This is a genomic window from Mesoterricola sp. JemC181, assembly GCF_055384585.1.
Map to the genome: position 1 here is coordinate 3604839 of NZ_AP045076.1, position 25768 is coordinate 3630606.

Below are 25768 nucleotides of genomic sequence, written 5' to 3' on the forward strand. Positions count from 1 at the left end.
TTCTCCTATGGTTCCCGAAGGAGTTCGCTTCCCGCATTTTTCTGCGGAATGCCCTTCCGGCAGTGCAGGGGCCGGCCCTGGTCCTGGGGGCCGGCGTGTACGCCGACGGCGAGCCCTCCCCGATCCTCGAGGGGCGGCTCGAGGCCGCCCTGGCGCTGTTCAGGGGCGGCCAGGTGGGCTGGATCCTGGTTTCCGGCGACAACCGGGCGCAAAACTACAACGAGCCCCAGGCGATGCGGAAATGGCTCATCCGCCGGGGGGTCCCCGTCGAGCGGGTGGTGAGCGACTACGGCGGCAGGCGCACCTATGACAGCCTCCGGCGGGCCCAGGCGGTCTTCGGGGTGAAGCGCGCCGTGGTGGTCACTTCGGATTTCCACCTGCCCAGGGCCCTCTACCTGGCCTCCAGCATGGGCCTGGACGCAACGGGCGTGGCCGCGGACACCTCCGGGGTGCCCCTGAAGGCCAGGGCCGGGTTCCTGGCCCGGGAATTCGCGGCCCGGCACGTGGCGGTGCTGGACCGGTGGTTTCCGCCCCACACGATGCTGGGGAACCGGGAGACCACTCCGGACGACGCTACAGCAGGGCCTTGAGCGTCCTGTAGTCCGTCTTGCCCGTGCCCAGCACCGGGATCTTCTCCAGGTCCACGACCGTGCGGATGTTGTGGATGGGGCTGAAACCGGCCTCCCGGATGGCCTGGTTGGCCTCCTCCCGGGTGACGCCCCGGATGGTGAAGAGGGTGAGTTCCACGGCGTTGCCGGTCTCCTTCGCCTCGACGGCCAGGACCGCCTCGTCGTCCCCGGGGCCCGAGAAGCGGGCCAGGAGGGCCTCCTCCACGGAGGGAAGGCTGACCATCTCGCCGCCCATCTTCACGAAACGCTTGAGCCGGCCTGCGAACGCCAGCCTGCCGTCCTCCTCGCGGACCAGGTCCCCGGTGCGGTACCAGGCGTGGCCTTCGAAGTCCACGAAGGGCGAGGGTCCGTCGAACCCCAGGTACCCCCCGAAGATGCTGGGCCCCCTGACCAGGAGCATGCCCATGGCCCCCGGAAGGGACCGCTCCCCGGTGTCGGGGTCGACCAGCGCATGGTCCACGGAGGGCATGCACCAGCCGATGGTGCCGTGCCTGCGTCCCTCCTCGCGGTTCGCCGCCACCACGGGCGAGCACTCCGTGATGCCGTAGCCCTCCAGGATCACCATGCCCGGCCAGCGCTGGCCGATGGCCTCGAAGAGGGCCTCGGGGCACTTCTCGGCCCCGGTGATCACGAAGCCCAGGGACTCCAACTGGGCGGTGCGGGCCACCCGCACGATGCCGTTGAGGAAGGTGGGGGTGCCCACCAGGGCGGTGACGCGGTAGGCCTCGATGTGGCGGGCCAGGGCCGTGCCGTCGGTGGGGACCGGGTAGTACACGGCCTGGAACCCGCAGCACAGGGGCAGCACGACGGTGCCCGTGAGCCCGAAGGAGTGGAAGGGCGGCAGGAATCCCACGAAGCGCGCTCCGTCCAGGAACCGGTATTCCGCGGTGATGTCGCGCACGTTGGCCAGCAGGTTGCCGTGGGTCAGGGGGACGGCCTTGGGCAGGTTCTCGCTGCCGCTGGTGAAGAGCACCACGGCGTTTTCGGTGATGCGGGCCCTGCGCAGGGGCTTCCACGAGAGCCAGGCGCCCAGGAGGGCCTTGAGCTTGGCGCCCCGGGTCAGGGAGGCGCCCACGTCCTCCATGAGCAGGAGGCGGTCCCGCAGGGCCTCCAGGTCCATGCCCTGGGACTGGATGCGCTCGACCACCCTGCCCACGGTGAGCACGCGCCTGACGTCCAGCAGGTCCAGGCCGTGCGTCATGTTCCGCACGCCGGTGGTCCAGTTCACCATGACGGGCGTCTTGCCCGCGAAGAGCACGGCCAGGTACAGCACCGCCGCGCCCACGCTGGAGGGCAGCATGATGCCCACGTACGGGCCCTCGATGGCTTCCAGGACGGGCTTGAGCGCCAGGATGGAGGTGATGAGGTCCCGGTAGGTCCTCACGCCCGAAGCCTGGTCGGCGATGACCGCCCTGCCGGGATCCCGCGCCGCCTGGCGCAGGAAGACCTCGGGGATGGTGGCGCCCTCGGGCACGAGCGCGGGCAGCCCCATCGGCCGGAACCAGGAGGAGGGCACGGGCTTGAGGGGGGCCCCCGCCGTGTCGATGGCGTGGCCCGAGGCCGCGAGCAGCGCGTCCCCCACGGTGACCAGGGAATCCGGGTCGCCCAGGTGGTGGCCGAATTCCTGCTCGATCCAGAGCTGGAGCTCCAGGCGCATCAGGCTGTCCATGCCCAGGTCCCGGGCGAGCTGGTCGGCGTCCTGGAGCCCGGCCTTCCCGGACATGTCCCTCAGCCGGGCCTGCACCTGCTCCCGCACCGCCGGGGTGACCTCCCCCGGGTCCCCCTGGAGACGCACCTGGGGCGGGTCGGGAAGGACGCGGCGGCCGCCGGGCTCCCACGGCGTGGCGGGCACGTGGAGGGCGGGCGGCGCGTCCTCGTTGAAGAACGCCTCCATCCTCCGGTTCATGGCCTCCCGGCCCTCGGACCGCGGGAAGTCGGCGGGCTCGGCCAGTTCCACCGTCACCTCCCGGCGGGGGCAGAAGAAGACGAAGCTGGCGAGGATGTCCAGGGCCTGGCGGGCCAGGACCCGCATGAAATCGGGGGAGTGCCCCGCGGCGCGGCTGAAGCGGCTGCCCCAGAGCCCTCGGGTGCGCACCAGCACCACCCGGGCTCCGGGCGCCGCCGCCAGGATGGTCTCCACCGCGCTGTTGCCCCCCAGGTCCTCCAGGCGGCTGCGCATGAGGTGGCCGCCGGGGTAGAGCAGGATGTTCCGGCCCTGGGCCAGGTCCTCCGCGCATTCCCGGATCACCCGCTCCACTTCGGGCCGGCAGCTCTCGCCGTACTTGGCCAGGTCCGGCAGCGGCTTGGCCCCGAACTGCTTCGTGATCCAGTTGATGCCGGGGCTGGCGATGCGGTCCCGGTCCGCCAGCGAGGCGGGGCGGAACCGGGGGTAGAGGGTCCCGGCCACGATGACCGGATCGATGAGGGCCGGGTGGTTGGGCAGGAAGAGGATGCCGCCGGCGCCCCGGGAGGCCACCTCCTCCAGCCCCTTGACCCGGATGCGGTAGCGCAGCGAGAGGAGGCCGCGGCCCAGTGCGATGAAGAGGGAGGCCGTCACGCCCATTGCGCACTCCGGAGCAGGACCCGCATGCCCGCGCTTAGCACCAGGGCGAGGCACCCCACGACGCACATGCCCGTGGTGGGGGCCCAATGGGCGTTGAGGAGGTTCGAAAGCGGGCCGCTCAGCATGATTCCGCCGAACACGGCGAAATTGGCCGAGGCCAGGACCGCGCCCCGGCGGGAGGCTTCGGGCCGCCGCTGGATGAAGCTCTCCACGGGGATCAGGAAGATGCCGCCGAACAGCCCCACCAGGGCCACCGCCACGAAGACCGCAGGGACCACGAAGGGCGCGGGCAGCAGGCGCAGGGCGGGCAGCGCCATCATCGAAAGGCCCATCCCGGCCCCCGCGGGCGCCAGCACCCGGTGCCAGTCCTCGCCCTTGGCCCACCGGGGGCTGAGGATGCCGCCGGCGGCGATGCCGGCCAGCTGGCTGACGATGAGGGCGCTGGTCAGGGACTTGCTGAGGCCCAGTTCCTGGATGCCCAGCGGGTTGATGAGGAGCACCTGCAGGGAGCCCGAGAACCAGATGAACACCGAGGCCCCCACGGTGAACGCCAGGAGGCGGTCCTTCCGGATGCCCGCGAGGTCGCGCAGGGTGGCCAGGGGGCCCAGCCACGGGAAGGGGGCGCGCGGGTCGGCCGCGGGATAGGAGGCGACCTTGAAGCTGACCGCGAGCCCGCCGAGAGCCACCAGGATCACGCCGGCGCCCACCAGGAGCCGCCCGCGGTCGATGCCGTGGAAGCCTGCCCCGGTCACGTCCAGCGTGAAGCCCGCCGCCGCGATGCCCACGAGGATCCCCACCGTGACCACCATGCGGAGCAGGCCGTTGGCCCGGGTCACGTAGTCCCCGGGGTAGAGCTCGGGGATGGAGCCGTTGATGGCCGGGCTCATGAACGCCGCCTGGGTGCCCATGGTGCCGAGCATGACCATGATGAGCCACCAGTTGCCCGTGGCGATGCCCGCGGCCCCCACCAGCATGGCGGCCAGTTCCACGGCCTTGGCCGTGATGACGACGGTGCGCTTGGCGAAGCGATCCGAGGCCCAGCCCGCCGGGGCCGCAAAGAGCAGGTAGGGGAAGGTGAACACGAAGATGGCCACCCCCTGCAGGCTGATCCGCCCCGCCGCCACCGCGAGGATGAGCACCGCCTGCTTGTAGTAGTTGTCGTTGAAGACGCCCAGGAAGAAGGCCGCGGCCATGGCTGCGAACTTCCCCCGGGCACGGTTGACCTGCTCGGTCTCATCGCTCAAAGGCCCTCCCCGGAACGAAGCGGACCCCGGGGAAGCCCCAGGGTCCGGCTCAGCAACGCTCGTATTGCCATGGATCAGAGATCAATCTCCCCGACGCCCAGCTCGTCGGCGGTGTCTTCGGAACTGTCCTTGATGGCCGGGGACACATCCAGATCGTTGGCGATGCCCAGCATTTCGCTGGAGGACGCGTAGATCTGGCCCACGGTCTGCTTGCGCGTCTCGAGGGTCTGGATGAGCTCCTGCACGCGCTTGATCTCGTCGTTCAGGTGCTGCCACTCCACCCGGATGGTGTTGTTCATCTGGTCGACGTCCTGGCGGCAACGCTCACGGGCCTGCTCGTAGAACTGCTGCTGGTCTTTGCTGAGGTCCATGAATACTCCATACACAAGGGAAGGGAAACGCCAATGATTCGGATGGATCAAGGATACCTGGAACCGCCGGGAGGGGGGAAAGGGCAATTAGTTGAATATCCGGTACGCCACCCAGGCCACACCGGCGATCACCGCGATGAGGACGGGGATGAGCCACAGCGGCTGCTGGGCGTGGGCCATGGGAGCCGGCGGCATGGGCATGGGCTCGGGGGGGCGCACCCGCTGGGGCTGCGGCTGGACCGGCAGCGGCTGCGGCGGGCGCGGGGGCGGCGGCACGGGGGAAGCCGGCTGAAGGACCGGGTAGCGGTGCTGCAGGAGTTCCTCCAGCTCGGACCGGGACCCCTTCAGGACCATGTTCACGTACTCGGCGACGTCGTGCTCCGTGGGCTCGCTGCTGGTCTTCACCAGGAGGTTCTTGAGGTCCCGTTCCAGGAACCGGGCCGAAACGTAGCGGTGGTCGACGTCGCGGTTCAGGGCCTTGTTCACGATGGCGGCCATCTCCGGGGTCACGGCCGGGTTGACGGAACGCACCTCCTGGACCTTGCCCATGCGGACCTTCTCGAGGACCCCCAGCTCGCTGTCGGCCTGGAAGCAGCGCTCCCCGGTCAGGAGCTCGAAGAGCACCAGGCCGAGGGAGTAGATGTCGGACCGGCCGTCCAGGGCCCCGCCCAGGGCCTGTTCGGGGCTCATGTAGAGCAGCTTGCCCTTGAGGGCTCCCGCCATGGTCTGGGTGCTCTTGGTGGCGGCCTTGGCGATGCCGAAGTCCACCAGCTTCACCGCGCCCTCGTAGGAGATGAGGATGTTCTGGGGGCTGATGTCCCGGTGGACGAGCTTGAGCTCCTTGTCGTTGATGCCGCGCTTGCGGTGCGCGTAGTCCAGGGCGCTGGCCACCTTCATGGTGACGGCGGCGGCGATGGGCTCGGGCACCGGCAGGCGGTACTCCCGCACCTTGCGCAGCAGGCTGCGCAGGTCCCGGCCGTCCACGAACTCCATGGCGATGTAGTAGAACCCCATGGCCTTGCCCAGGTCGAAGATCTGGCAGATGTTGGGGTGCGTGAGCTGGGCGGCGAGCTTGGCCTCGTCGATGAACATCCGCACGAACTCGTCGTTGTCCGAGAGGTGGGGGAGGATGCGCTTGATGGCCACGATCTTCTCGAAGTCGTGCACGCCGCGCTGCCGGGCCTTGAAGAGCTCGGCCATGCCGCCCACGGCCACCTTCTCCAGGAGGTAGTAGTTCCCGAACTCCTCCATGCTCTCGTCCAGGGGGGCCGGCGGTTCGGGCGGGGCCGGCGGCGGCCAGTTCTCGGGGACCTGGGGCAGCGGGCCGGTGGCCTTGATGTCGACCTCGGAGCCCTCGAAGAAGCTGGAGATGCTCGGGACGCCGCCGAGCGTGAAATCCTTGGGCAGCGGGGGGGTGACGGCCCTGGGCTGTTCCGGGGGCACCTCGTCGAGGTCGGTCAGGATGTCGGCGAAGAGGTCCTCGGTGGTGAACTTCTGGGCCCCGGGGCCGAAGCCCCCGAGGCAGGAGCGCAGGGTCGCGGGCCAGGCCTGGAGGGAGGTCTCCCGTCCCATGCGATGCAGGGCGGTGACGTCCAGGCCCGCCTTCAGGGCCCACGCCACGTCGGCCTCCGTGCCCCCGAGGGCCACGAGGGCGATGCCGGGCTTGCGGAGCTGGAGGTCCCGGAGCAGGGTCAGGCCCTCCCCGCCGATGGCCTGGGGATCGAACAGGACCACGTCCGGGGGGGTGGAGGCCGCGCCCTGGAAGCCGCTGGCGGCCCCCTGCACCCAGACGACGTCCCAGCCTTCGTTCCGCATGACCGCCGACAGGTCGGGGGTCCGGAAGGATTCGCCGTCCACGATGAGCAGGTGAGCCAGGGCCATAAATTCTCGAGAAAATGCAATTATAGACCGCAGGAGCGGGCGCGGCCAACTGGTCATCTTCAACAACGAATGCTGGCAATACCTGCATACGGCTGGTAACCTGATGGACGGCCCTTGAACCGGAGTTCTGGTTTTCGGGCGAATTCAAGGCGGAAGGAGGTGTCCCCACATGCCACTGGTCAAAATCAAGGAAGATGAAACTTTCGAGAACGCGCTTCGCCGCTTCAAGCGGAAGTGCGAGAAGTCTGGAATTCTCAGCGAGCTGAAGAAGCGTCAGCACTACGAGAAGCCCAGCGCCAAGCGCAAGCGGAAGATGCTCGCCGCACGCAAGAAGACGCTGAAGCGCCTCGCCCAGGAGCGGAGGCTGATGGGCTGATGCCCTCGTTTCCGATAGGATAGAGAGGCCCGCCCACGGCGGGCCTTTTTCGTGCCCAGATGACAAGACCACCCCTCGCCTCCGAACTCCAAGCCGTCGAGTTCCCCACCCTGGCCGCCCTGGTGGCGGGGGGGGCCCGCACGCGCCTGGGCCGGGCGGCCCTCCGGGAGCTCCATCCCTGGGACGGCCTCTGCGGATTGCGGCGCCTGAAGCAGATGGAGCTGGGGCCCACCTGGTCCCTGGATCCGGGCGCCCTGCCCATCGTGCCCTTCGACGAGGCCCTGGACGAGGTGCTGAACCCCGCCGGCTGGCCCCAGCCCGAGCATTGGCGCCAGCTCCGGGAAGGGCTGCGCTCCCTGGCCACCCTGCTGCGCACGGCCAGGGGCCTGGAATGGCCGGCTGACCAGCCCGGTCCCGAAGGCACGGAGCTGGGCATCGACCGGCTCCAGGTCACCGCCGACCTCCTGCCCGACCCCGGCCCCGTGGCCGACCAGCTCGCGCGCAGCTTCACCGAGGACGGGCAGCTGGACCCCATGCGGGTGCCGGGCCTGGCCGACCTGCACCGGGTCCGGTCCCGGTGCTTCCAGGCCGTCAGCAACCGCCTGCAGAGGATCCTGAGGGACTTCCCCGACGCCTTCCAGGAGTTCAACGTCGTCGAGCGCAACGGGCGGTTCTGCCTGCCGGTGCGAACCGAGCGCCGGGGCATGTTTCCCGGGCTCGTCCTGGACCGCTCCAGCAGCGGCGCGACGGTCTTCGTGGAGCCCTTCGAGGCCGTCTCCCTGAACAACGACCACGTGGAGGCGGACCGCGAGTACCTCCAGGCCGTGCAGGCCTTCCTGCGGGACCTGCTGGAGGGGCTCCGGGCCCGGCGCTTCGATTTCGAGCGGTGGCACCGCTTCCAGGCCGACGCGGACGAGGGCCTCGCCCTGCTGCGCTGGAGCGTTCTGTGCGACGGCGCCCTGCCCGACCTGGGCCGGGACCGGCTCCATCTGCTGGAGGCCCGCCACCCCCTGCTCCTGCCCAACGTGCGGGCCGCGCTGGACCTGGACCCCCTGGACCACGACGCCGTGCCCCTGACCCTGGAGCTGGACCGGGAGCGGCCGGGGGTCATCATCTCCGGCTCCAACACCGGCGGCAAGACCGTGGTGCTCAAGACCGTGGGCCTGCTCACGGCCCTGGCCCGGTCCGGCTGCGCCATCCCCGCCCGGCCCGGCACCGAGGTGCCGGAGCTGGCCACCCTCCACGCCGACATCGGGGACCACCAGACCCTCATCGGCAGCCTGTCCACGTTCTCCAGCCACATCCTCCACCTCAAGCGCATCGTGGGCCAGGCCCGCACCGGCGGGCTGGTCCTGCTGGACGAGCTGGGCACCGGCACCGATCCCAAGGAGGGGGCGGCGCTGGGCATCGCCCTCCTGCAGGCCCTCTCCCGGCGCCAGTGCTGGGTGCTCTGCTCCACCCACCTGGGGGAGATCAGCCAGTGGGCCCTGCGCCACCCCCGCTTCCAGAACGCCTCGGTGCAGTTCGACGAGGAGCGGCTGGCCCCCACCTACCGCCTCATGGTGGGCATGCCCGGCCAGAGCCGGGCACTGACCATCGCCGCCAAGCTGGGCCTGCCCCGGTCCATCCTCGACCACGCCGAGAAGGTGCTGGGACGGCGCGAGCAGGACTGGCGCGAATTCCTCCGGCAGCTGGAGGCCGACCGCCTGCGCCTGGCCGACGAGACCCAGGCCCTCAAGGAGGCCGCGGCCGCCGTGGAGAAGGACCGGAAGATCCTCGCCCACCGGGAGGAGGCCCTCCGCCTGGGCCAGGAGAAGTTCCAGCGGGAATCCGCCGAGAAGGTCCAGCGGGTGCTCGACTTCATCGACCACGAATCCAAGCGCCTCGTGAGAGAGCTCAAGGAGAAGCACAAGGCCACCGAGCCCTTCAACGCCGACCGCGTGGGCACCGACGCCCGGGAGCGGGTCAAGACCATCGAGCAGATCGCCCGCACCGAGCTTCGCGCCGGCGCCGCCCCGCCCCGGGCCCAGGACCTCCCGCAGCTTCGCGAGGGCGGCTTCGCCCGGCACCGGGGCCTGGGGGTGGAGGGCCGCATCGCCAGCCTCAAGGGGGACCGGGTGGTGCTGGAGACCCCCCAGGGCCGGCGCCTGGAGACCCGGGCCGGCGAGCTCGAGCCCATCCACCGGGGCGCCCTGGGCTCCGGGAGCCCCCGGAGGGGTTCCGTGCGGTTCCGCGGCGACGCCGAGGACATCCAGTCGGAGATCAACCTCATCGGCCGGGCCTCGGACGACGTGGACACCGAGATCCACCGCTTCGTGGAGACCTCCATCGCCGCCGGCCAGAAGTTCATCCGCGTCGTCCACGGCCACGGCACCGGCCGGCTCAAGGCCGCGGTCCGCGAGGCCCTCAAGGGCCACCCCGGCATCGCGAAGGTGGAGGACGCGCCGCAGAACCAGGGTGGCGCGGGAGCCACGGTGATCACGCTCAGGTGATCGAGTGTAGGCCGCCAGAAATGGAAGCGACATTTCGACCCAGGCATGGGGCCAAATCCAGATCAGGGTCTGGTATTGACGAGCCGCTTGAGGCCTCCCGCCTTGATGGGCCAGTTGTGGAAGTTAAGGAGCAACCCCACTTGAAAATGTGAGGCTTCAGTTACATCCCGATGAGGGTAATCATCACCCCAGTCCTCCCCCCAGTGTCGGGCCATCCCGTCCTCCGCTGAAAAAGGAGATGCGTCCAATCCGAGGAGGAGCCCCATCTCTTTTCCTTTTCGGCGATCCTCGGCACCTCGGCGCCCTCGGCGATAAGCAGTTTCATGGGTGCTTCAACGCATTGACGGTTGGCGCCGCGAGAATCGAGAAAGATCATATCGCCGAGGGCGCCGAGGTGCCGAGGATCGCCGAAAAAGCAATTGCAGGTTCCGGTGTCACTTCAGGACGGCGGCCATCCGAGTGGCTTCCAGCGGTTTTCGTGCCCGTGTGACCTTAGCAACGTCGTGCCCCCCTACTCTTCGAATAGAGGATCATTGCTCACTTTGAACCCAACCGGGCGGTGTGGCTTGAGGCCGTTGCTGCGCCAAATTGGCTCCACCGTGCTTTCGCTCACTCCTGTCGCCTGCGCCATAGAGGCCCGACTCCAGTGCGCGGAATCAACGGCGCTTCGCGCCATCTCCTCCAGACGCGTCGTCTCTTCCACGGTTAGATCAACACGTCCGACTTGCGCCAAGATGATCACCAGGTACCTGGATGCGATGGGCTGAGAAAGCGCTACGCGTAATTCTGGCGGCCGGCACTAGGTAATCGCCCGTATGGTCTGTTCCTGAGAATCAATCACACTTGCATGGAAGCGGCAGGTTCCCGAACCCCCCACCGGGAGGGTCGGCCTCGCCCTGCCCAGGAGACTCCCATGAAGTGGTTCCGCAACCTCAGGCTGGCATCCCAGCTCATCCTCTCGTTCTTCCTCGTGGCCCTGGTGGCCGTCCTGGTCGGACTCCGGGGCATGTCCAACACCCGCACCGTGAGCGGGATGATGACCGACCTGTACGAGAACAACCTGACCTCGGTCGCCCTGGTGGGCAAGGCCCGGAGCGCGGGGATCATGTATGCCCGGCTCACGAACAACTACTTCGTGGCGCCGGACGCCGAACACAGGCGCGAAGTGGGCCAATCGATTGCCGCCACCCGGTCGAACCTGTTCGATCACATCGCCAAGGAGCGCTCCACGCGCATGGCGCCCGAGGAAGTGGCCCTCTGGGCCGCCTTCGACAAGGCGTGGGGGCCCTACGAGGAGGCCTGCAAGCAGTTCACCGGGCTGGTGGACGCCAACAAGCACGCCCAGGCCAGCACGTTCCTCTTCACCGAGGTGCGCCCGAAGACCCTGGAGCTGGACAAGACCTTCAAGGCCATCGAGGAGGTCAACCTCCAGGACGCGGCCACCACCCAGAAGAAGAGCCTCGAGGCCGTCGCCTCCCTCCAGAACCAGACCATCGGGTTCATCGCCGCGGCCTTCGCGGTGGCCATCGCCCTGGGCCTCGGGGTCTCCCGGATCCTCCGGAGCCAGGTGGGCGGGGAGCTCGCGGAGGCCTCCGAAGTGGCGCGGCGCGTGGCCTCCGGCGACCTGTCGGTGGACGTGCGCACCGCCCAGGGCGACACCACCAGCATGATGGCCTCCATCAAGGACATGGTCGAGCGGCTGGCGGACGTGGTGGGCAAGGTGCAGGACTCCTCGGGCTCCCTTTCCGGCGCCGCAGAGCAGCTCAGCTCCACGGCCCAGTCCCTGAGCCAGGGCGCCAGCGAGCAGGCTGCAAGCGTGGAGGAGACCAGCGCCTCCATGGAGGAGATGAGCGCCTCCATCGCCCAGAACAATGAAAATGCGAAGATGACCGGGGACCTGGCCACCGGCACCGCGAAGGACACGGTGGAAGGCGGCGAGGCCGTGAAACAGACCGTCGGCGCCATGAAGGAGATCGCCCAGAAGATCGGGATCATCGACGACATCGCCTACCAGACCAACCTCCTGGCCCTGAACGCGGCCATCGAGGCGGGGCGGGCCGGGGAGCACGGCCGGGGCTTCGCGGTGGTCGCCGCCGAAGTGCGCAAGCTGGCCGAGCGGAGCCAGGTGGCGGCGGAGGAGATCAGCCGGCTGGCCTCGGGAAGCGTGGACCTGGCCGAACGCGCCGGCAGGCTGCTGGACACCATCGTCCCCTCCATCCAGAAGACCTCGGACCTGGTGACCGAGATCGCCGCCGCCAGCGCCGAGCAGAACTCGGGCGTGGGCCAGATCAACGGCGCCATCGCCCAGATCAGCCAGGCCGTGGCCCAGAACGCCGCGGCTTCTGAGGAGCTGGCCAGCACGGCCGAGGAGGTCACGGGCCATGCCCTCGAGCTCCAGACCGCCATGGCCTTCTTCAGCCTCAAGGGCGGCGCCGCCGCGCCCAGGCGTCCGGCTCCCGCCGCCCGCCCCGTCCGCGAGGCCCGCGCGGGGGCCCGCTTCAACGAACCCGGCTTCGCGCGGTTCTGAAAGGAGATGGCCCCCATGTCCGAACTCATGACCATCCAACGCCGCAACCCGGCTCCCGCCGCCGCGGAGAAGCCCCGCCAGTTCCTGGCCTTCGTCCTGGGCGGGGAGACCTTCGCCATGGAGATCCGCTCCATCAAGGAGGTGATCCAGTACGGCGCCCTCACCCAGGTCCCGATGATGCCTGACTTCATCCGGGGCGTGATCAACCTCCGCGGCTCCGTCGTGCCCGTGATCGACCTGGCCGTGCGGTTCGGCCGGCCCCCCAGCGAGGTCTCGCGGCGCACCTGCGTGGTGGTGCTCGAGGTGGAGCACCATGACGAGGACCTGGTGCTGGGCTTCATCGTCGACCAGGTGCGCGCGGTCCTGGACATCGGCGCATCCGACATCGAGCCTCCGCCGGCCTTCGGCAGCGCCCTGCGCAGCGAGTTCCTCGCCGGCATCGGGAAGGTGGACGGCGAGTTCGTCATCCTCCTGGACGTGGACCACGTCCTCTCCCTGGACGAACTGTCGGCGATTTCCGCCTGACCGGGAACCTTCCGCCTCCCGAACCTGTCTAAACTGGGACCCGAATCCACGGGACACCCAGGAGACCCCATGCGCATCCTCGTCCTCGCCTCCCTTCCGGCCATCCTCGCCGCCCAGAGCCCGGAGCAGACCACGACCCTGAAGGACCAGCAGGGCCTGGCCGTGACCATCTACAACGACAACCTCGCCCTGGTGAAGGACCTTCGCGAGGTGCGGCTGCCCAAGGGGGACCTGGACCTGGCCTTCCAGGAGGTCTCGGCCCAGATCCGCCCCGAGACCGCCCTGATACGCAACCTGACCGAATCCAAGGATTTCTGGATCAACGAGCAGAACTTCGACTTCGACCTGCTCACCCCCCAGAAGCTCCTGGAGAAGTACGTGGGACGGAAGGTCACCGTGGTCTCCCAGAAACCCAACCCGGACGGCCCGGGCTCCCGGGAGGCGCGGGAGGAGGCCGAGGTGCTGGCCACCAACGGCGGAACCGTGCTCAAGTTCGCCGACCGCATCGAGACGTCCATCCCGGGCCGGATCATCTACCCCGGGGTCCCCGCCAACCTGAGGGCCCGCCCCACCCTGGTGCTCAGCCTCCACTCCCCGAAGGACCGCGCCCAGAAGCTCGAGCTCAGCTACCTCACCGGCGGCCTCTCCTGGCGCGCGGACTACGTGGCCAACCTGGCCCCGGACGAGAAGACCCTGGACCTCAGCGGCTGGGTCACCCTCACCAACCAGAGCGGCTCCGCGTACCCCAACGCCACCCTCCAGCTGGTGGCCGGGGACGTCCACCGGGCCCCCGTGAACCGGGCCCCGGCCCCCGCCCCGATGATGGCCATGGCCAAGGCCTCCGCCCGGGCCGAGATGAAGGAGGAGAGCCTCTTCGAGTACCACCTCTACACCCTGGACCGGCCCACCACCCTCAAGGAGAACCAGACCAAGCAGGTGGCCCTGCTCACCGCCCAGGGCGTGCCGGTGCGCAAGGAGTACCTCCTGCGCGGGGACGCCTGGTACTTCCAGGCCCGCTACGAGGACCTGGGCGAGAAGCCCAAGGTGGGCGTCTTCGTCGAGTTCCGGAACCGGGAGGAATCCCGCATGGGCATGCCCATGCCCAAGGGCGTGGTGCGGGTCTACAAGCGCGACGGGCAGGGCCGGCCGCAGTTCGTGGGCGAGGACGCCGTGGACCACACTCCCCGGAACGAGACGGTGAGACTCAAACTCGGCGACGCCTTCGACGTCACCGCCGCCCGCAAGCAGACCGACTTCAAGGTCCTGGGCACCCAGGGCGCCTACCGGCACGTGACCGAGGCCGCCTTCCAGGTGGAGGTGCGCAACGCCAAGAAGGAACCCGTCACCGTCTCCGTGCTGGAGCCGATCTACGGGGACTGGGAGATCGTCCAGAAGAGCCACGATTTCACCAAGGAGACCAGCGGCCTGGCCCGGTTCGAGGTGGCGGTCCCGGCGGAGGGAAGCGCCACCCTCACCTACCGCGCGCGCATGCGCTGGTGACCGATGTGATAAATATCAACGCGCCGGCCCCCGGGTGCGGCTATTTTGGATCTGTGGTCGACCTGCCGCGAGCCCTCTCCATGGATTCCTGGGCCCCGTAAGGAACGACAAGATCCGAGAGTCGAGTCCTCGACGCTCCCTGGTTGTGCGATACCCACCTTGCATCGTTTTGCAACGCAACGCCAGGCACCATGGCAAACAGTGTAGCCCAATTCGATATTTTTGTATCGATACTTTTTTCAACATTGGCCGCAGTTCCCCGGCCCAGTTCCCACGGAGCTCCCCATGGCAAATCCGGTCGCGGCAAACCCGGTTGCGGACTTCTTCGACTCGTTGAGGAAGAACGCGGACGCGGTCCTGGCTGAAAGCGGCGATTCCGCGAAGATCCAGATCCAGATCGGCTCGGCCACCTGCGAGCACGCGGCGGGTTCCCTCGAGGCCCTCGACGAATTCCAGAAGCACATCCAGGCTTCCGGGCGCGACGACATCGTCATCCACAAGACCGGCTGCACGGGCCGCTGCAGCAAGGAGCCCATCGTGGGCATCACAGCTCCCGGCAAGATGCCCGTCAAGTACGAGCGCGTGGACCGGGCCCTGGTGCACAAGATCTTCTCCAGCCACATCCAGAAGGGCGAGCCCCTCGTGGAGCACGCCCTGGACGGCTCCCTGGACAACCGGGCCGAGCTCTCCTTCATCTTCTGCGAAGGCCGCCGCTGCACCACGGGCCAGACCCTCAAGCACGCCTTCGACCGCAAGCTCAAGGAGCAGGCGGTTCCCGCGAGCCGGGTCAAGACCAGCCACGTGCGGTGCTTCGGCGCCTGCAGCGACGAGACCGAGGGCAAGTGCACGCACGTCCTCGTGAACCCCGACCAGGTCCTCTACCGCATCTCCACCGAGAAGGACCTGGACGAGATCCTCGAGAAGCACGCCATCGGCGGCGAGCCGGTGGACCACCTGCGCTGCCCCGAGAAGCCCATCACCCAGGACTTCTACTCCCTCTACGGCGACATCCACTTCTTCAACCACCAGAACCGCATCGCCATGCGCAACAGCGGCATCGTGGACCCCGAGAACCTGGAGGAGTACGTCCGGTTCGGCGGGTTCAAGGCCCTGGCCACGGTCCTCGGCAAGAACGACCCCCTCTGGGTGATCAACGAGGTGCTCAAGGCCCGCCTGCGGGGCCGGGGCGGCGGCGGCTTCCCCACCGGCCAGAAGTGGAAGATCGCCCATGACCAGGCCGAGACGACCCGCTACCTCATCTGCAACGGCGACGAGGGCGATCCGGGCGCGTTCATGGACCGCGGCATGCTGGAGTCCGACCCCTTCAACATCGTCGAGGGCATGATCATCGCGGCCTTCGCCATCGGCGCCGGTCACGGGTTCTACTACATCCGCGCCGAGTATCCGCTGGCCATCAAGCGCATCCAGAACGCCCTGGCCCGGTGCCGCAAGGCCGGCCTCCTGGGCAAGAACATCATGGGCTCGGGCTGGGACTTCGACATGGAAGTGCGCCTGGGCGCCGGCGCCTTCGTGTGCGGCGAGGAGACCGCCCTCATCCGCTCCATCGAAGGCGAGCGCGGCCAGCCCAAGGTCCGCCCCCCCTACCCCACCGTGCGCGGCCTCTGGGGCAAGCCCACCTGCATCAACAACGTCGAGACCTTCGCCAACGTCAGCGCCATCATCAACTACGGCGGCGAGTGGTTCGCCAACCAGGGCACCGCGGAAAGCGGGGGCACCAAGGTCTTCGCGCTGGCCGGCAACGTCAAGCACACGGGCCTCGTGGAAGTGCCCCTGGGCACGCCGCTGTCCAAGGTGGTGTTCAACATCGGCGGCGGCGTCAAGGACGACAAGGCCCTGAAGGCCATCCAGACCGGCGGTCCCGCGGGCGGCTTCATCCCCGCCTCGCAGGCCGACATGGAGGTGGATTTCGGCCCCCTCTCCCGGGCCGGCTCCATCATGGGCTCCGGCGGCATGATCGTCCTCAGCGAGGACGACTGCATGGTGGACCTCTCCAAGTTCTACCTGAGCTTCACCCAGGAGGAGTCCTGCGGGAAGTGCACGCCGTGCCGCGAAGGCACGACCCGCATGCTCGAGATCCTCGAGAAGATCACCTCGGGCCGGGCCGTCCTCTCCGACCTGGACAAGCTCGAGCGCCTCGCCAGGCTCTGCCAGCAGACCGCCCTGTGCGGCCTGGGGCGCGCCGCGCCCAACCCCGTGCTCAGCTCCCTCAAGAACTTCAAGGAGGAGTACCGCGAGCACATCGTGGACAAGAAGTGCAAGGCGAAGAAGTGCGTCGCCCTCATCCGCTACCAGATCGATCCCGAGACGTGCATCGGCTGCACCGTCTGCGCCAGGAACTGCCCGGTGGAGTGCATCTCCGGCCAGCGCAAGACCGCCCACCTGATCGACCAGGAACGCTGCGTGAAGTGCGGGCAGTGCTTCGAAGTCTGCCGGTTCGACGCGGTCGAACGCGTCTAATCCATCGCACCCCTGACACAGGAACCCACGATGACCGAGACCATGATCAACCTCACCATCGACAGCGAGCACATCCAGGTGCCCAAGGGGACCACCGTCCTCAAGGCCGCCGAGAAGCTGGGGATCCACATCCCCAGGCTCTGCTACCACCCCAAGCTGAGCCTCGAAGGCGCCTGCCGCATCTGCGTGGTGCAGGTGGAGGGCTTCAGCAGCTTCCTCACCGCCTGCAGCCACGAGGTGTGGGAGGGGATGAACGTGCAGACCAACTCCCCCGAGATCCGCCTCGCCCGGCGCGACATCGTGGAGCTGCTGCTCGACAACCACCCAATGGATTGCCAGACCTGCGACCGCGACGGCCAGTGCGAGCTCCAGAAGCAGGCCTACCGCCTGGGCGTCCGGGAGCGCCACTTCGAGGGCAAGCGCAAGCGCTTCCCCATCGACGACGCCAGCGAGTCCGTGGTGCGCACCCCCGAGAAGTGCATCCTCTGCGGCCGGTGCATCCGCGTCTGCGAGGAGGTCCAGGGCGTGCACAACCTCAGCCAGCACGGCCGCGGCTTCGAGACCGTGGTGGGCCCGGCCAACCTCGGCCCCATGGACGAGAGCGCCTGCATCCAGTGCGGCCAGTGCATCAACGTCTGCCCCACCGCCGCCTTCCTGGAGAAGGACCACACCGAGCGCGTGTGGGAGGCCCTGGCCATGCCCCGCGACAAGAAGCACATCGTCGTGCAGCCCGCCCCCTCCATCCGCGCCGCCATCGGCGAGTGCTTCGGCCTGCCCATCGGCACCCCGGTGACGGGCAAGCTCATCACGGCCCTGCGCCGCCTGGGCTTCGACGCGGTCTTCGACACCAACTTCGGCGCCGACCTGACCATCATCGAGGAGGCCCACGAGTTCCTCCGCCGCATGGGCGGCGACGGCCCCCTGCCGCTGCTCACCTCCTGCTCCCCGGGCTGGGTCAGCTTCATGGAGAAGTTCTACCCGGAGATGATCCCCCACACCTCCACCTGCAAGTCCCCCATGTCGATGCTCAGCACGCTCTCCAAGACCCACTACGCGGACAAGAAGGGCCTCACCGCCGACCAGGTCTACATGGTGGCCATCATGCCCTGCGTGGCCAAGAAGTTCGAGGCCTCCCGCCCCGAGCACGCCATGGAGGACGGCACCCCCTACACCGACGCCGTGCTCACCACCCGCGAGCTGGCCTGGATGATCAAGTCCTACGGCATCGACTTCGTGAACCTTCCCGACGGCGAGTTCGACCGGCCCCTGGGGATCTCCTCGGGCGCCGCCGACATCTTCGGCGCCACGGGCGGCGTGATGGAGGCGGCCCTGCGCACCGCGGCCGTGAAGCTCACGGGCGACGAGCTGGGCCCCCTGGTCTTCGAGGACGTCCGCGGCGTGACCGGCCTGAAGGAGGCCAGCATCACCATCGCGGGCAAGGAGATCAACATCGCCGTCTCCAACGGCCTCACCAACGCCAAGACGATCCTGGAGGCCATCAAGAACGGCCCCAAGCAGTACCACCTGGTGGAGATCATGGCCTGCCCCGGAGGCTGCGTCGCCGGCGGCGGCCAGCCCTACCCGCCCTTCTCCATGGACGTGCTGGATCCCGAGCTGGGGCGCCTGCGCGCCAAGGCGCTCTACAAGATCGACAACGACAAGCAGCTGCGCCGCAGCCATGAGAATCCCGCCATCGAACACCTCTATGCCGAGTACCTAGGCGAGCCCAACGGGGAGAAGGCCCACCACCTGCTCCACACCCACTACCACGCCCGGATGCCCAGGGGGATCAAGTGAGCACCATCGCGAACACCGACAACTGGCTCGAGATCAAGGCCGCGGCCGAAGCCGCCCTCCCCGCGAACGTGGTGGAGTTCATCGCGTCGCTCTCCGGCACCGTCCACTCCGAGAGCCACCTCATCGCCATCCTGCACCTGGTGCAGGCCGAGACCGGCTGGCTCTCCACCGAGCAGATGGGAGCCGTGGCCCAGCTGGCCCAGATCCCCCTGGCCAAGGTCACCGGGGTCGCCACCTTCTACCACTACTTCCGCCTCCAGCCCCGCGGCAAGCACATGATCAACGTGTGCCTGGGCACCGCCTGCTACGTCAAGGGCGCCGACAAGATCAGCCAGCGCCTCATGGACAACCTGGGCATCCAGTTCGGGGAGACCACCAAGGACGGCATGTTCAGCCTGGAGTCCACCCGCTGCCTGGGCACCTGCGGCCTGGCGCCCGTGGTGATGATCGACGACCAGGTCCACGGCCCGGTGACCCCGGGCGAGGTGAGCCTGATCCTGGAGCGCTACCTGAAGAAGGACAAGGCCGCACCGAAGGCCTGATCCGCAAGATCCCGGGAATGGCCGGAGCATCCGGGGCGGCGCGTGGGAACGCCGTCCTGGATCTCCGGCCAGGTTTATTCAGAGGCGCCGGCACCCTTCCAGCCTGGACAGGGTGGCGTCGAAGGTCCCCAGGGGCACCCCTCCCGAAGCTTTCACGGTCTCGAGGATGAAGCAGTCCGCGAAGTCGGCCCGGCAACCCTCCCAGGTCCGCAGCGCGGCCTCCAGGAGGGCCGGTTCCTGCACCTCCAGTTCCGCCATCTCCAGGAGGGCCTGGGCCACCTGGCAGACCTTCTCCTTGGTCAGGCCGTAGCGGCTCATGAGCACCCAGACCAGTTCCAGCAGGGACAGGTGCGTCACGAGGACCGGATGGTTGCGCTTGACGAAGGCCTGGGCCTTCTCGAACTGGCCGGGATCATCCCGCGTGACGAGGCGGACCAGGACGTTGGTGTCGATGGCGGCCATCCTCACCGCCCCCCTTCGTCGCGTTTCGCGCGGGAGGCCAGGAATTCCCGCCTCGCGTCCTTCAGCTCCTCGTCCGTGAGCCGGACCTCGAGCGGGCCGATCAGCGCGTGGAGGTCGGTCCAGGTGGCCCGCTTGGGCCGGACCCGGTACTCGCCGTTCTCCCCGCGGTCCCAGATCAGCTGCGTCCCGGGCCGGATGCCCAGGTCCCGCCGGACTTCGGCAGGCACCGAGATCTGGCCTTGCCGGGTGACCTTGGAGACGGCGATGAGCATGGACACTCCTGCATTACCAAGGGTAATGCAATGTTTCCCTGGCGCAAGGGCTTCATCGCCACGGATTGCCATGGGACCGAAGGAGGCCGCCTGATTCCTGGAGTGGGTTGGGAACGTGGATTCTGAAATGAGCCTTCCAATCATGGGTTCTTCCGAAAAGGACCAGGATGGCCCGGCATCCCCTCCCGCTAAAGGGCCATGGGGAAAGGGCTCAACCTGTGCGCGCCTTGCAGGGTCAAGTGGCTATTCTTTCAATACCCGGCGAAAAGCCCCTGGAGCCTCCATGTCCCTGGTCCCCCTCGTACTCATCGCCTGCCTGCCCCTCGCGGCCCAGCAACCGGCCGGTGGCACCCCGTCTCCGGATCACTGGACGGGCACCGTGGGAGCCATGGTCCTCACCGTACCCGCGGCGCCGGGGGCCTCGAAGAACCGCACCCTCCTCCTCCCGACCATGAGCGCCCAGTATGGCCGGTTCTTCCTGGGCTCCACCCGGGTCGCCCTCGGATTCGGCGGGGGCGTGCAGCTCTGGCGCACCCCCGAATGGACCTGGGAGGTGGGGCTGGGGGTCGGCGACAGACGGCCGGAAAACCGGGCTCCCGAACTGGCGGGCATGGGCGACCGGAACCTGGGCGCCTGGGCCGGAACGGGCCTTCTTTGGCGCAGCAAGGGCTGGAACGCCATGGCCGCGGTGGCCCACGGCCTGGCCGACGGCGCCGGCAACCGGGCGACCCTTTCCCTCGGCCGGTCCATCCGGCTGGCGCCCCGCTGGAGCCTCACCGCTGGGCTCCACGCCACCTGGGCCGACACCGAAGGCATGGCCTACGATTTCGGCATCGACGCGGGCCAGGCCCAGCGGCGGGCCGCGCTGGTGGCTGCGGGGGACACCCGCCTGGGGGCGGGCGACACCGGCCCCTTCGCCCCGCGCGCGGGCCTGCGGGACCTGGGCGGCCTCCTGTCGCTGGGCTACCATCCGGGGCGCAAGGTCTCCTATCACCTCAGCCTGTTCGGGACCACCTTCCCCGGGGATGCCCGCCGGAGCCCCCTGGTCCGCAGGGAGTCCAGCCTGAACGGAGGGGCCGGGTTCAGCTACCGCTTCGGCGGCCCGCAATAGGCCCCGGAAGCGGCTACGATGAAGCCATGACTCCCAAAGGCTGGAAGCGATTCCTGTCCCGGCTCCGGCGGCTCCCGCTGAGGCTGCGCAAGGTCCTGCGCGGGGGCACGGAAGGGCTGCACCTCAGCAAGATCAAGGGCGCGGGGCTGACCTTCGTGGAGAACCGGCCCTACGTGCCCGGGGACGATCCCCGGGCCATCAACTGGCCCCTCACGGCCCGCACGGGCGAGCCCATCATCAAGATCTTCCAGGCCAGCCGCGAGCTCATCGTGTGGCTGGTGGTGGACCCCTCGCCCTCCATGTTCCTGGGCGACCCCGTGAGCCCCATCCGGTGGGCCCTGGAGATCTGCGGGGCCGCCCAGGCCACCACGGCCGCGGGCAAGGACCGGCTGGGCCTCCTGGTTCCGGGGGACGCCAGCACGCCGCCCCTGCGCATCGCCCCCCGGCGTGGCCGGGTCCAGGGCCTGCACCTCCTCGAGGCCCTCTCCGGACGCGGCCCGGCCATCCCGGGCCCCGCGGACTGGCAGGAGGCGCTGGGCCACTGGGGCGACCACGGACGCGGCCACCGGCTGTGGATCCTGAGCAACGGGGCGGGGCTCCAGGGCCTGGCGCCGCTCCTCAAGCCCCTGGCGGCGCGGCACCGCGTGGTGTGGTTCAGGCCCGAGCAGCCCCACTACCGCCACATGCCCAACTGGCCCGACCCGGGCTTCCCGCCCAACGTGGAGCGCCAGGACTGGAACATCATGGAGGACCCCGTCACCCGCCTGGGGATCTGGCTCAAGGGCGGAGGCGGCTGATGGGCGCGCCCGTGTGGAAGGCCCCCGCCGAACTGCCCATGGGCAGGCTGGGCACCCTGGAACTGCGGGACGACGACCCCGCGGCCCCGCCCCTGCCCCGGCCGGGGGAGGAGCGCCTTGGCCCCCTGGCGGTGCGGGGCGTGGACCCCCTCAAGGACGGCCGCGGCTGGCGCATCACCGTCCAGCCCCTGGGCCCCGGGCTCGCGGTGGTCCGGCCCATCGACCTCGGCGACGGCCGCAGGACGGCGGAGCTGCGGATCACCGTGCCCCGCACCGTGCCCTTCGGGGCGCCCTGGGTGGCCGTGGGCGGGGGCAGGGAGGACCTCCTGCCCTTCGTCCCCTTTCCCTGGGAATGGGCCACGCTCCTGCTGATCCCCCTGGCCGGGGCGGTCTGGGCGCTGCGCCGCCACCACCTCAAGGGCTCCGCCAAGCGCCGGCGCCGCGCCGCCCGCAGGGCCTTCGCGCACCACTACCCGCCCCGCGAACCCGGACGCCTGGGGCTGGACGCGGCCCACGCCACAGGCCGGGACCTCCTGGCGGCCCACTTCGGCGACGACGCCCTGGGCTGGGGCGCCGAGGCGATGCGGGCCCGGGGCCTGGACGCCTGGGCCACCTGGGTGCTGAGCCTGGACGCGGCCCGCTTCGCCCGCACCGAGCCCCCCTTCCCGCCGGTGGCCGACCTCCTGCACGCGCTGGAGGGGAAATGACCCTGGCCCTCCGCTACCCGTGGCTCCTGCTGCTCCTCCTGCCGGGCATCTGGATCGCGGTGCGCACCAGCTACCGGTGGGGCATCCCCAGCTCCCGGCCCTCGGGCCGCGTGGCGCGCTGGCTGTCGCACCTGATCCCCGCCCTCATCGTGGCGCTGCTGGTGGTGGCGGCCGCGGTGCCCGAAAGGCGCACCGATGTGGCGGGGCGCGCCCCGGTGGTGGACTTCGCCGTGGTCCTCGACGGTTCCAGCTCCATGAAGGCCATGGACGGCGGCGCCAAGGAGGACCGGTGGAACGCGGCGCGCCGGCTGCTCAAGCTCTTCATCGCCGGGCGGGACCACGACCGCTTCGCGGTGGTCCTGTTCAGCGCCCACCCGGTGACGCTCACGCCCCTCACCGCCGATCACGTCCGGCTCTGGACCATGCTGGAGCGCCTCGAGATCGAGAGCCGGGACGACGGCACCGCCATCGGCAGCGCCCTGATGACCGCCGTGCGCCGGCTCTCGGACAGCCCCGCCCGCTCCCGGGTCATCCTGCTCCTCACCGACGGGGCCCAGAACCGGGGCCACGTCGAGCCCCTGGAGGCCGCGGAGGAGGCCCGGCGCAACGGCATCCGCATCCACACCGTGGCCATCGGCGGCGACGGGGACGCCCTCTACCCCCTGGAGGGCGGCGGCTTCGCCAGCCTCAAGGTGGAGACGGACCCCGAAACCCTCAAGCGCATCGCCCAGGCCACGGGCGGCGAGGCCTTCAGCGCCGGCGACCCCGCGGGCCTGGCCCGGAGCATGACCGCCATCGACGCCCTGGAGAAGACCGCCCTCCCCGTGGACGCGCCCACCGAGGGCAGGCCCCTGGCGCGCTGGTTCCTCCTGGCCGCGGGCATCCTGGCGCTGCCCCTGGTGCTGGACCTGGGCCGCAAGCGCGGCCGGCCCGCCCCGGCCTGGATGGTGGACCCATGATCCCCGGCACCTTCTCCCACCCCGCCCTCCTCTGGCCCGGCCTGGGGCTGGCCGCGCTGGCGCTGGTGCTGGGCCTCTGGGCCCAGAGCCGGCCCGGGCTGGGGGTCCGCGTCGTGGCCCAGCTGCCCCTGGCGCAGGGCCTGGGGCTCGCCTTCATCCTGCTGGGAGCGGGCATCGGCCTGGCCGAGCCCCGGTGGGGGGCGCCGGAGGCCCCGCGGCTCACGGTGCGGGTGGTGCTGGACGCCAGCCGCTCCATGGGCGTCCGGGACGCGCCGGGCCCGGGCGGGGTCCCGCGCACGCGATGGGAGGCGGCCCTGGCCGTGCTGGACAAGCTCTGGTCGCAGCCCAACCCCGGGATCCTGTTCAGCCTGGATCTCCTCACCGGCGACGCCATCCCGCTCCTGCCGCCCGGGGACGACCTCAGGCTCCTCCGGGACGCCCCCCGCGCCGTGACGCCCGGCGAACTGGGCTCCCCCGGCACCTCCATCGGCAGGGGCCTGCCCCAGGTGGCGGCCCAGGCCGGCCCCCGCACCCCCGAAGTGATCCTCCTCGTCGGCGACGGCGAGGAGACCTGGGAGGCGCCGGAGGAGGCCCTGCAGCGCAGTTCCGCCCTCCTGGCCAAGGCGAAGCTGCCCCTCTACACCCTCTGCGTGGGCCAGACCGCCAAGCAGCCGGTGGACGCCGGCGGCAAGGACGAGGCCCTGTTCAGCCAGGCCCGCCCGGACTATATGGCCGCCCTGGCCAAGGCCGCCGGCGGCCGCGCCCTGGCCCCGGGCGACGACCTGGCCCGGCTGTTCCAGGACCTGGCCCAGGGCCGCGAGCCCCTGCCCATGTCCCGCTCCCTCCTGCCCGCCCACCCCGAGGCCGGGGCCTGGCTGGCCCTGGCCGGCATCTGCATCTGGCTCGCCGCCGCGGGCAAGCCCATGCGGGCCTGGCGCCCCTTCCTCCTGATCCTGGCCGTCCTTGCGGGGTCCGCCCAAGCGGTCCCCGCCCGGGCCGAGGTGCCGGTGCCCCAGTCCATCCGCGCCTGGATGGCCCAGAGCGCCCTGGACCACGAGGACCTCGCCTCCGCCCAGCGGTGGAAGCCCCGGGGCGACGCCCCCACCCACCGCCTGCTGCGCGCCCGCATCGAACTGAAGTCCAAGGCCCCCAAGGACGCCCTGGAGACCCTGGCGCCCCTCACCGGCCAGGGCGCCCCCCGCCCCCTGCCCCCCTGGCGCGTCCCCGCCCTGCTCCTGGCGGCCAAGGCCAGCCTGGACCTGGGCCGCCCCGAGGACGCCCGCACCCTCCTGGAGCGCGTCCTCACGGAACAGCCCGGTCGCGAGGAGGCCGTCCACAACCTCCAGACCCTCCTCAAGGACCCCGGCCCGCCCCCGCCCAACCCCAAGAAACCGCCCCCGCCCCCGCCGAGCCAGGCCGCCAGGCAGGACGAGCTGGAAGGGCTCAAGCAGCGGCTTCCGAAAAAGCCGCCTGGAGGGGTGAAGGATATCTGATGGGCAGTCGGCCCGCCCAGGCCGGACCCTGCCTTGCCCCGGGCCGGGGTGCGATCGGTTCCCGGACTGGGCGCCGTGAACCGGTCCACGAAGGTCCGGGCCGATCAGGCCTGCCCCCAGGGCGTCGCGTCCGGGAAAGGGCCGGCTGGCCGGGGCCTCGGCGATGACGTTGAGGTCGTTCCGCGCCCGGAGCCGGCGTGCGACGGCCAAGACGTTCAGGCCCAGGGGACGATGGCTCCCGCCGGGATGGTGCCGCCGCGATGGCCTTGGCGGCCTCCACCCGAGTGAATCCTTCCGGATGATCCATAGGCTTTTAATATTGCCTGACGGGAGGCCCTGAGCGTTTGGCTGGCTTCTGGCCGCCTTTCCATTGCCAAGCCAACCCAAGGGCATATTATTAATTAATAGTTTCGGAGCACCCCATGTCCAGATCCTCCGCCCTTGTCCTGGCGGGCTTCGCCCTGCTCGCCGCCCCCGCCCTCCGCGCCACCGACCTGGATTCCCCCCTGCGCTTCGGCCTGCAGGTCACGGCCGCCAGGCCCCTCCAGGATCTGAAGGCGATCACCGGCCAGACCGGAACGGGCGGCGGGCTCTTCTTCGAGACGGACCAGGGCCAGGGCTGGACCGTGCGCACCCGCCTGGACGTCCTAGCCTTCAAGGAGAACGCGGCCCGGGCCCGCGGCCTCCTGAACGACCTGGTGGCGCCCCGCGCCGTCAAGGTCAGCGCCAACCAGTTCTCCGTGGGCGTGGAGCTGCGCCATGGCGTGCCCGGGTTCGCGCGGCCCTTCCTGCTGGGCGGGGTCACCCTGAGCCGGGTGGAGTTCGGGACGGTGGGCCCGGTGCCGTCCGGGTCCGGGATCGGCTGGGACAAGCAGAAGACCTCGGTGAAGATGGGCTTCGCCGCGGGGGGAGGCTACCGTTTCACGGACGCCCTGGCCTTCGCGCTGCGGTACACCACCACCAGCGTGAGCGGCGTGACCCTTGCGGCCTTCGAGGGCGGGCTGGAGTACCGTTTCTAGGGGCAAACCTGTCGGCACCGTAC

21 protein-coding genes are annotated in these 25768 nt (G+C 69.8%); 15 read left to right on the forward strand and 6 right to left on the reverse strand.

Translation table 11 applies throughout. From position 1 onward, the window contains the following. Nucleotides 1-62: 62 nt before the first annotated feature. A complete protein-coding gene (locus ACZ5MC_RS15945; RefSeq protein WP_306601468.1) occupies nt 63-590 on the forward strand; it encodes a SanA/YdcF family protein in 528 nt (175 codons plus the stop codon). Here ACZ5MC_RS15945 and ACZ5MC_RS15950 read toward each other — a convergent pair. The 4 genes from ACZ5MC_RS15950 to ACZ5MC_RS15965 form a co-directional block, all read right to left on the reverse strand. Further along, nucleotides 574-3192, reverse strand: coding sequence for an AMP-binding protein (locus ACZ5MC_RS15950; RefSeq protein ID WP_464516238.1), 2619 nt, complete (start codon nt 3190-3192; stop codon nt 574-576). The genes ACZ5MC_RS15945 and ACZ5MC_RS15950 overlap by 17 nt on opposite strands. Next, complete coding sequence (locus tag ACZ5MC_RS15955; RefSeq protein ID WP_306601470.1) at nt 3183-4436, reverse strand: MFS transporter; 1254 nt, start codon at nt 4434-4436, stop codon at nt 3183-3185. Before ACZ5MC_RS15955 ends, ACZ5MC_RS15950 begins: the two co-directional genes overlap by 10 nt. A 74-nt stretch (nt 4437-4510) precedes the next feature. Then, nucleotides 4511-4807 carry a hypothetical protein gene (locus ACZ5MC_RS15960; RefSeq protein ID WP_306601471.1) on the reverse strand — a complete coding sequence of 99 codons (297 nt, stop codon included), beginning with the start codon at nt 4805-4807 and terminating at the stop codon, nt 4511-4513. A gap of 87 nt (nt 4808-4894) precedes the next feature. Then, nucleotides 4895-6688: a serine/threonine-protein kinase gene (locus ACZ5MC_RS15965; protein ID WP_464516239.1), complete on the reverse strand. Its 1794-nt coding sequence runs from the start codon at nt 6686-6688 to the stop codon at nt 4895-4897. A 169-nt stretch (nt 6689-6857) separates the two neighbouring features. Between ACZ5MC_RS15965 and rpsU the strand changes: the two genes are divergently transcribed. The 8 genes from rpsU to nuoE all read left to right on the forward strand — a co-directional run bounded on the left by rpsU (nt 6858) and on the right by nuoE (nt 18925). Next, nucleotides 6858-7064 carry a 30S ribosomal protein S21 gene (gene rpsU, locus ACZ5MC_RS15970; protein WP_243335345.1) on the forward strand — a complete coding sequence of 69 codons (207 nt, stop codon included), beginning with the start codon at nt 6858-6860 and terminating at the stop codon, nt 7062-7064. Between the two features lie 59 nt (nt 7065-7123). Further along, nucleotides 7124-9556 carry an endonuclease MutS2 gene (locus ACZ5MC_RS15975; RefSeq protein ID WP_464516240.1) on the forward strand — a complete coding sequence of 811 codons (2433 nt, stop codon included), beginning with the start codon at nt 7124-7126 and terminating at the stop codon, nt 9554-9556. 913 nt (nt 9557-10469) lie between these two features. Further along, the gene (locus ACZ5MC_RS15980) at nt 10470-12083 is read left to right on the forward strand and encodes a methyl-accepting chemotaxis protein (protein WP_464516241.1); all 1614 of its coding nucleotides are present in this window, start codon (nt 10470-10472) and stop codon (nt 12081-12083) included. Nucleotides 12084-12098: 15 nt separating this feature from the next. Then, nucleotides 12099-12608 carry a chemotaxis protein CheW gene (locus tag ACZ5MC_RS15985; protein ID WP_306601475.1) on the forward strand — a complete coding sequence of 170 codons (510 nt, stop codon included), beginning with the start codon at nt 12099-12101 and terminating at the stop codon, nt 12606-12608. 69 nt (nt 12609-12677) lie between these two features. Next, on the forward strand, nt 12678-14108 hold the full coding sequence (locus ACZ5MC_RS15990) for a DUF4139 domain-containing protein (RefSeq protein WP_306601476.1): 1431 nt from the start codon (nt 12678-12680) through the stop codon (nt 14106-14108). Nucleotides 14109-14393: 285 nt separating this feature from the next. After that, nucleotides 14394-16586, forward strand: a complete 2193-nt coding sequence (locus ACZ5MC_RS15995) for an NADH-ubiquinone oxidoreductase-F iron-sulfur binding region domain-containing protein (protein WP_306601477.1) — start codon at nt 14394-14396, stop codon at nt 16584-16586. Between the two features lie 30 nt (nt 16587-16616). Then, a complete protein-coding gene (locus tag ACZ5MC_RS16000) occupies nt 16617-18383 on the forward strand; it encodes an NADH-dependent [FeFe] hydrogenase, group A6 (protein ID WP_306601478.1) in 1767 nt (588 codons plus the stop codon). Beyond that, complete coding sequence (gene nuoE, locus ACZ5MC_RS16005) at nt 18380-18925, forward strand: NADH-quinone oxidoreductase subunit NuoE (RefSeq protein WP_306601479.1); 546 nt, start codon at nt 18380-18382, stop codon at nt 18923-18925. Before ACZ5MC_RS16000 ends, nuoE begins: the two co-directional genes overlap by 4 nt. Before the next feature lie 78 nt (nt 18926-19003). On the opposite strand, the gene ACZ5MC_RS16010 is transcribed toward nuoE, so the two are convergent. Further along, nucleotides 19004-19387, reverse strand: a complete 384-nt coding sequence (locus ACZ5MC_RS16010) for a PIN domain-containing protein (protein ID WP_306601480.1) — start codon at nt 19385-19387, stop codon at nt 19004-19006. 2 nt (nt 19388-19389) lie between these two features. Then, nucleotides 19390-19659, reverse strand: a complete 270-nt coding sequence (locus ACZ5MC_RS16015; RefSeq protein WP_306601481.1) for an AbrB/MazE/SpoVT family DNA-binding domain-containing protein — start codon at nt 19657-19659, stop codon at nt 19390-19392. Nucleotides 19660-19942: 283 nt separating this feature from the next. Here ACZ5MC_RS16015 and ACZ5MC_RS16020 point away from each other — a divergent pair, with 283 nt between their 5' ends. The 6 genes from ACZ5MC_RS16020 (at nt 19943) to ACZ5MC_RS16045 (ending at nt 25745) form a co-directional block, all read left to right on the forward strand. After that, nucleotides 19943-20770, forward strand: coding sequence for a MipA/OmpV family protein (locus ACZ5MC_RS16020; RefSeq protein WP_464516242.1), 828 nt, complete (start codon nt 19943-19945; stop codon nt 20768-20770). 26 nt (nt 20771-20796) lie between these two features. Next, nucleotides 20797-21567, forward strand: a complete 771-nt coding sequence (locus ACZ5MC_RS16025) for a DUF58 domain-containing protein (RefSeq protein WP_306601483.1) — start codon at nt 20797-20799, stop codon at nt 21565-21567. Continuing rightward, a complete protein-coding gene (locus ACZ5MC_RS16030) occupies nt 21567-22274 on the forward strand; it encodes a hypothetical protein (protein ID WP_306601484.1) in 708 nt (235 codons plus the stop codon). The genes ACZ5MC_RS16025 and ACZ5MC_RS16030 overlap by 1 nt, the downstream gene beginning before the upstream one ends. Next, nucleotides 22271-23233 (forward strand): VWA domain-containing protein, encoded by a 963-nt coding sequence (locus ACZ5MC_RS16035; protein ID WP_306601485.1) that lies wholly within the window; start codon nt 22271-22273, stop codon nt 23231-23233. The genes ACZ5MC_RS16030 and ACZ5MC_RS16035 overlap by 4 nt, the downstream gene beginning before the upstream one ends. Continuing rightward, nucleotides 23230-24726, forward strand: coding sequence for a vWA domain-containing protein (locus ACZ5MC_RS16040; RefSeq protein ID WP_306601486.1), 1497 nt, complete (start codon nt 23230-23232; stop codon nt 24724-24726). Before ACZ5MC_RS16035 ends, ACZ5MC_RS16040 begins: the two co-directional genes overlap by 4 nt. A 422-nt stretch (nt 24727-25148) precedes the next feature. Further along, nucleotides 25149-25745, forward strand: a complete 597-nt coding sequence (locus ACZ5MC_RS16045) for an outer membrane beta-barrel protein (protein WP_464516243.1) — start codon at nt 25149-25151, stop codon at nt 25743-25745. Nucleotides 25746-25768: the final 23 nt, after the last annotated feature.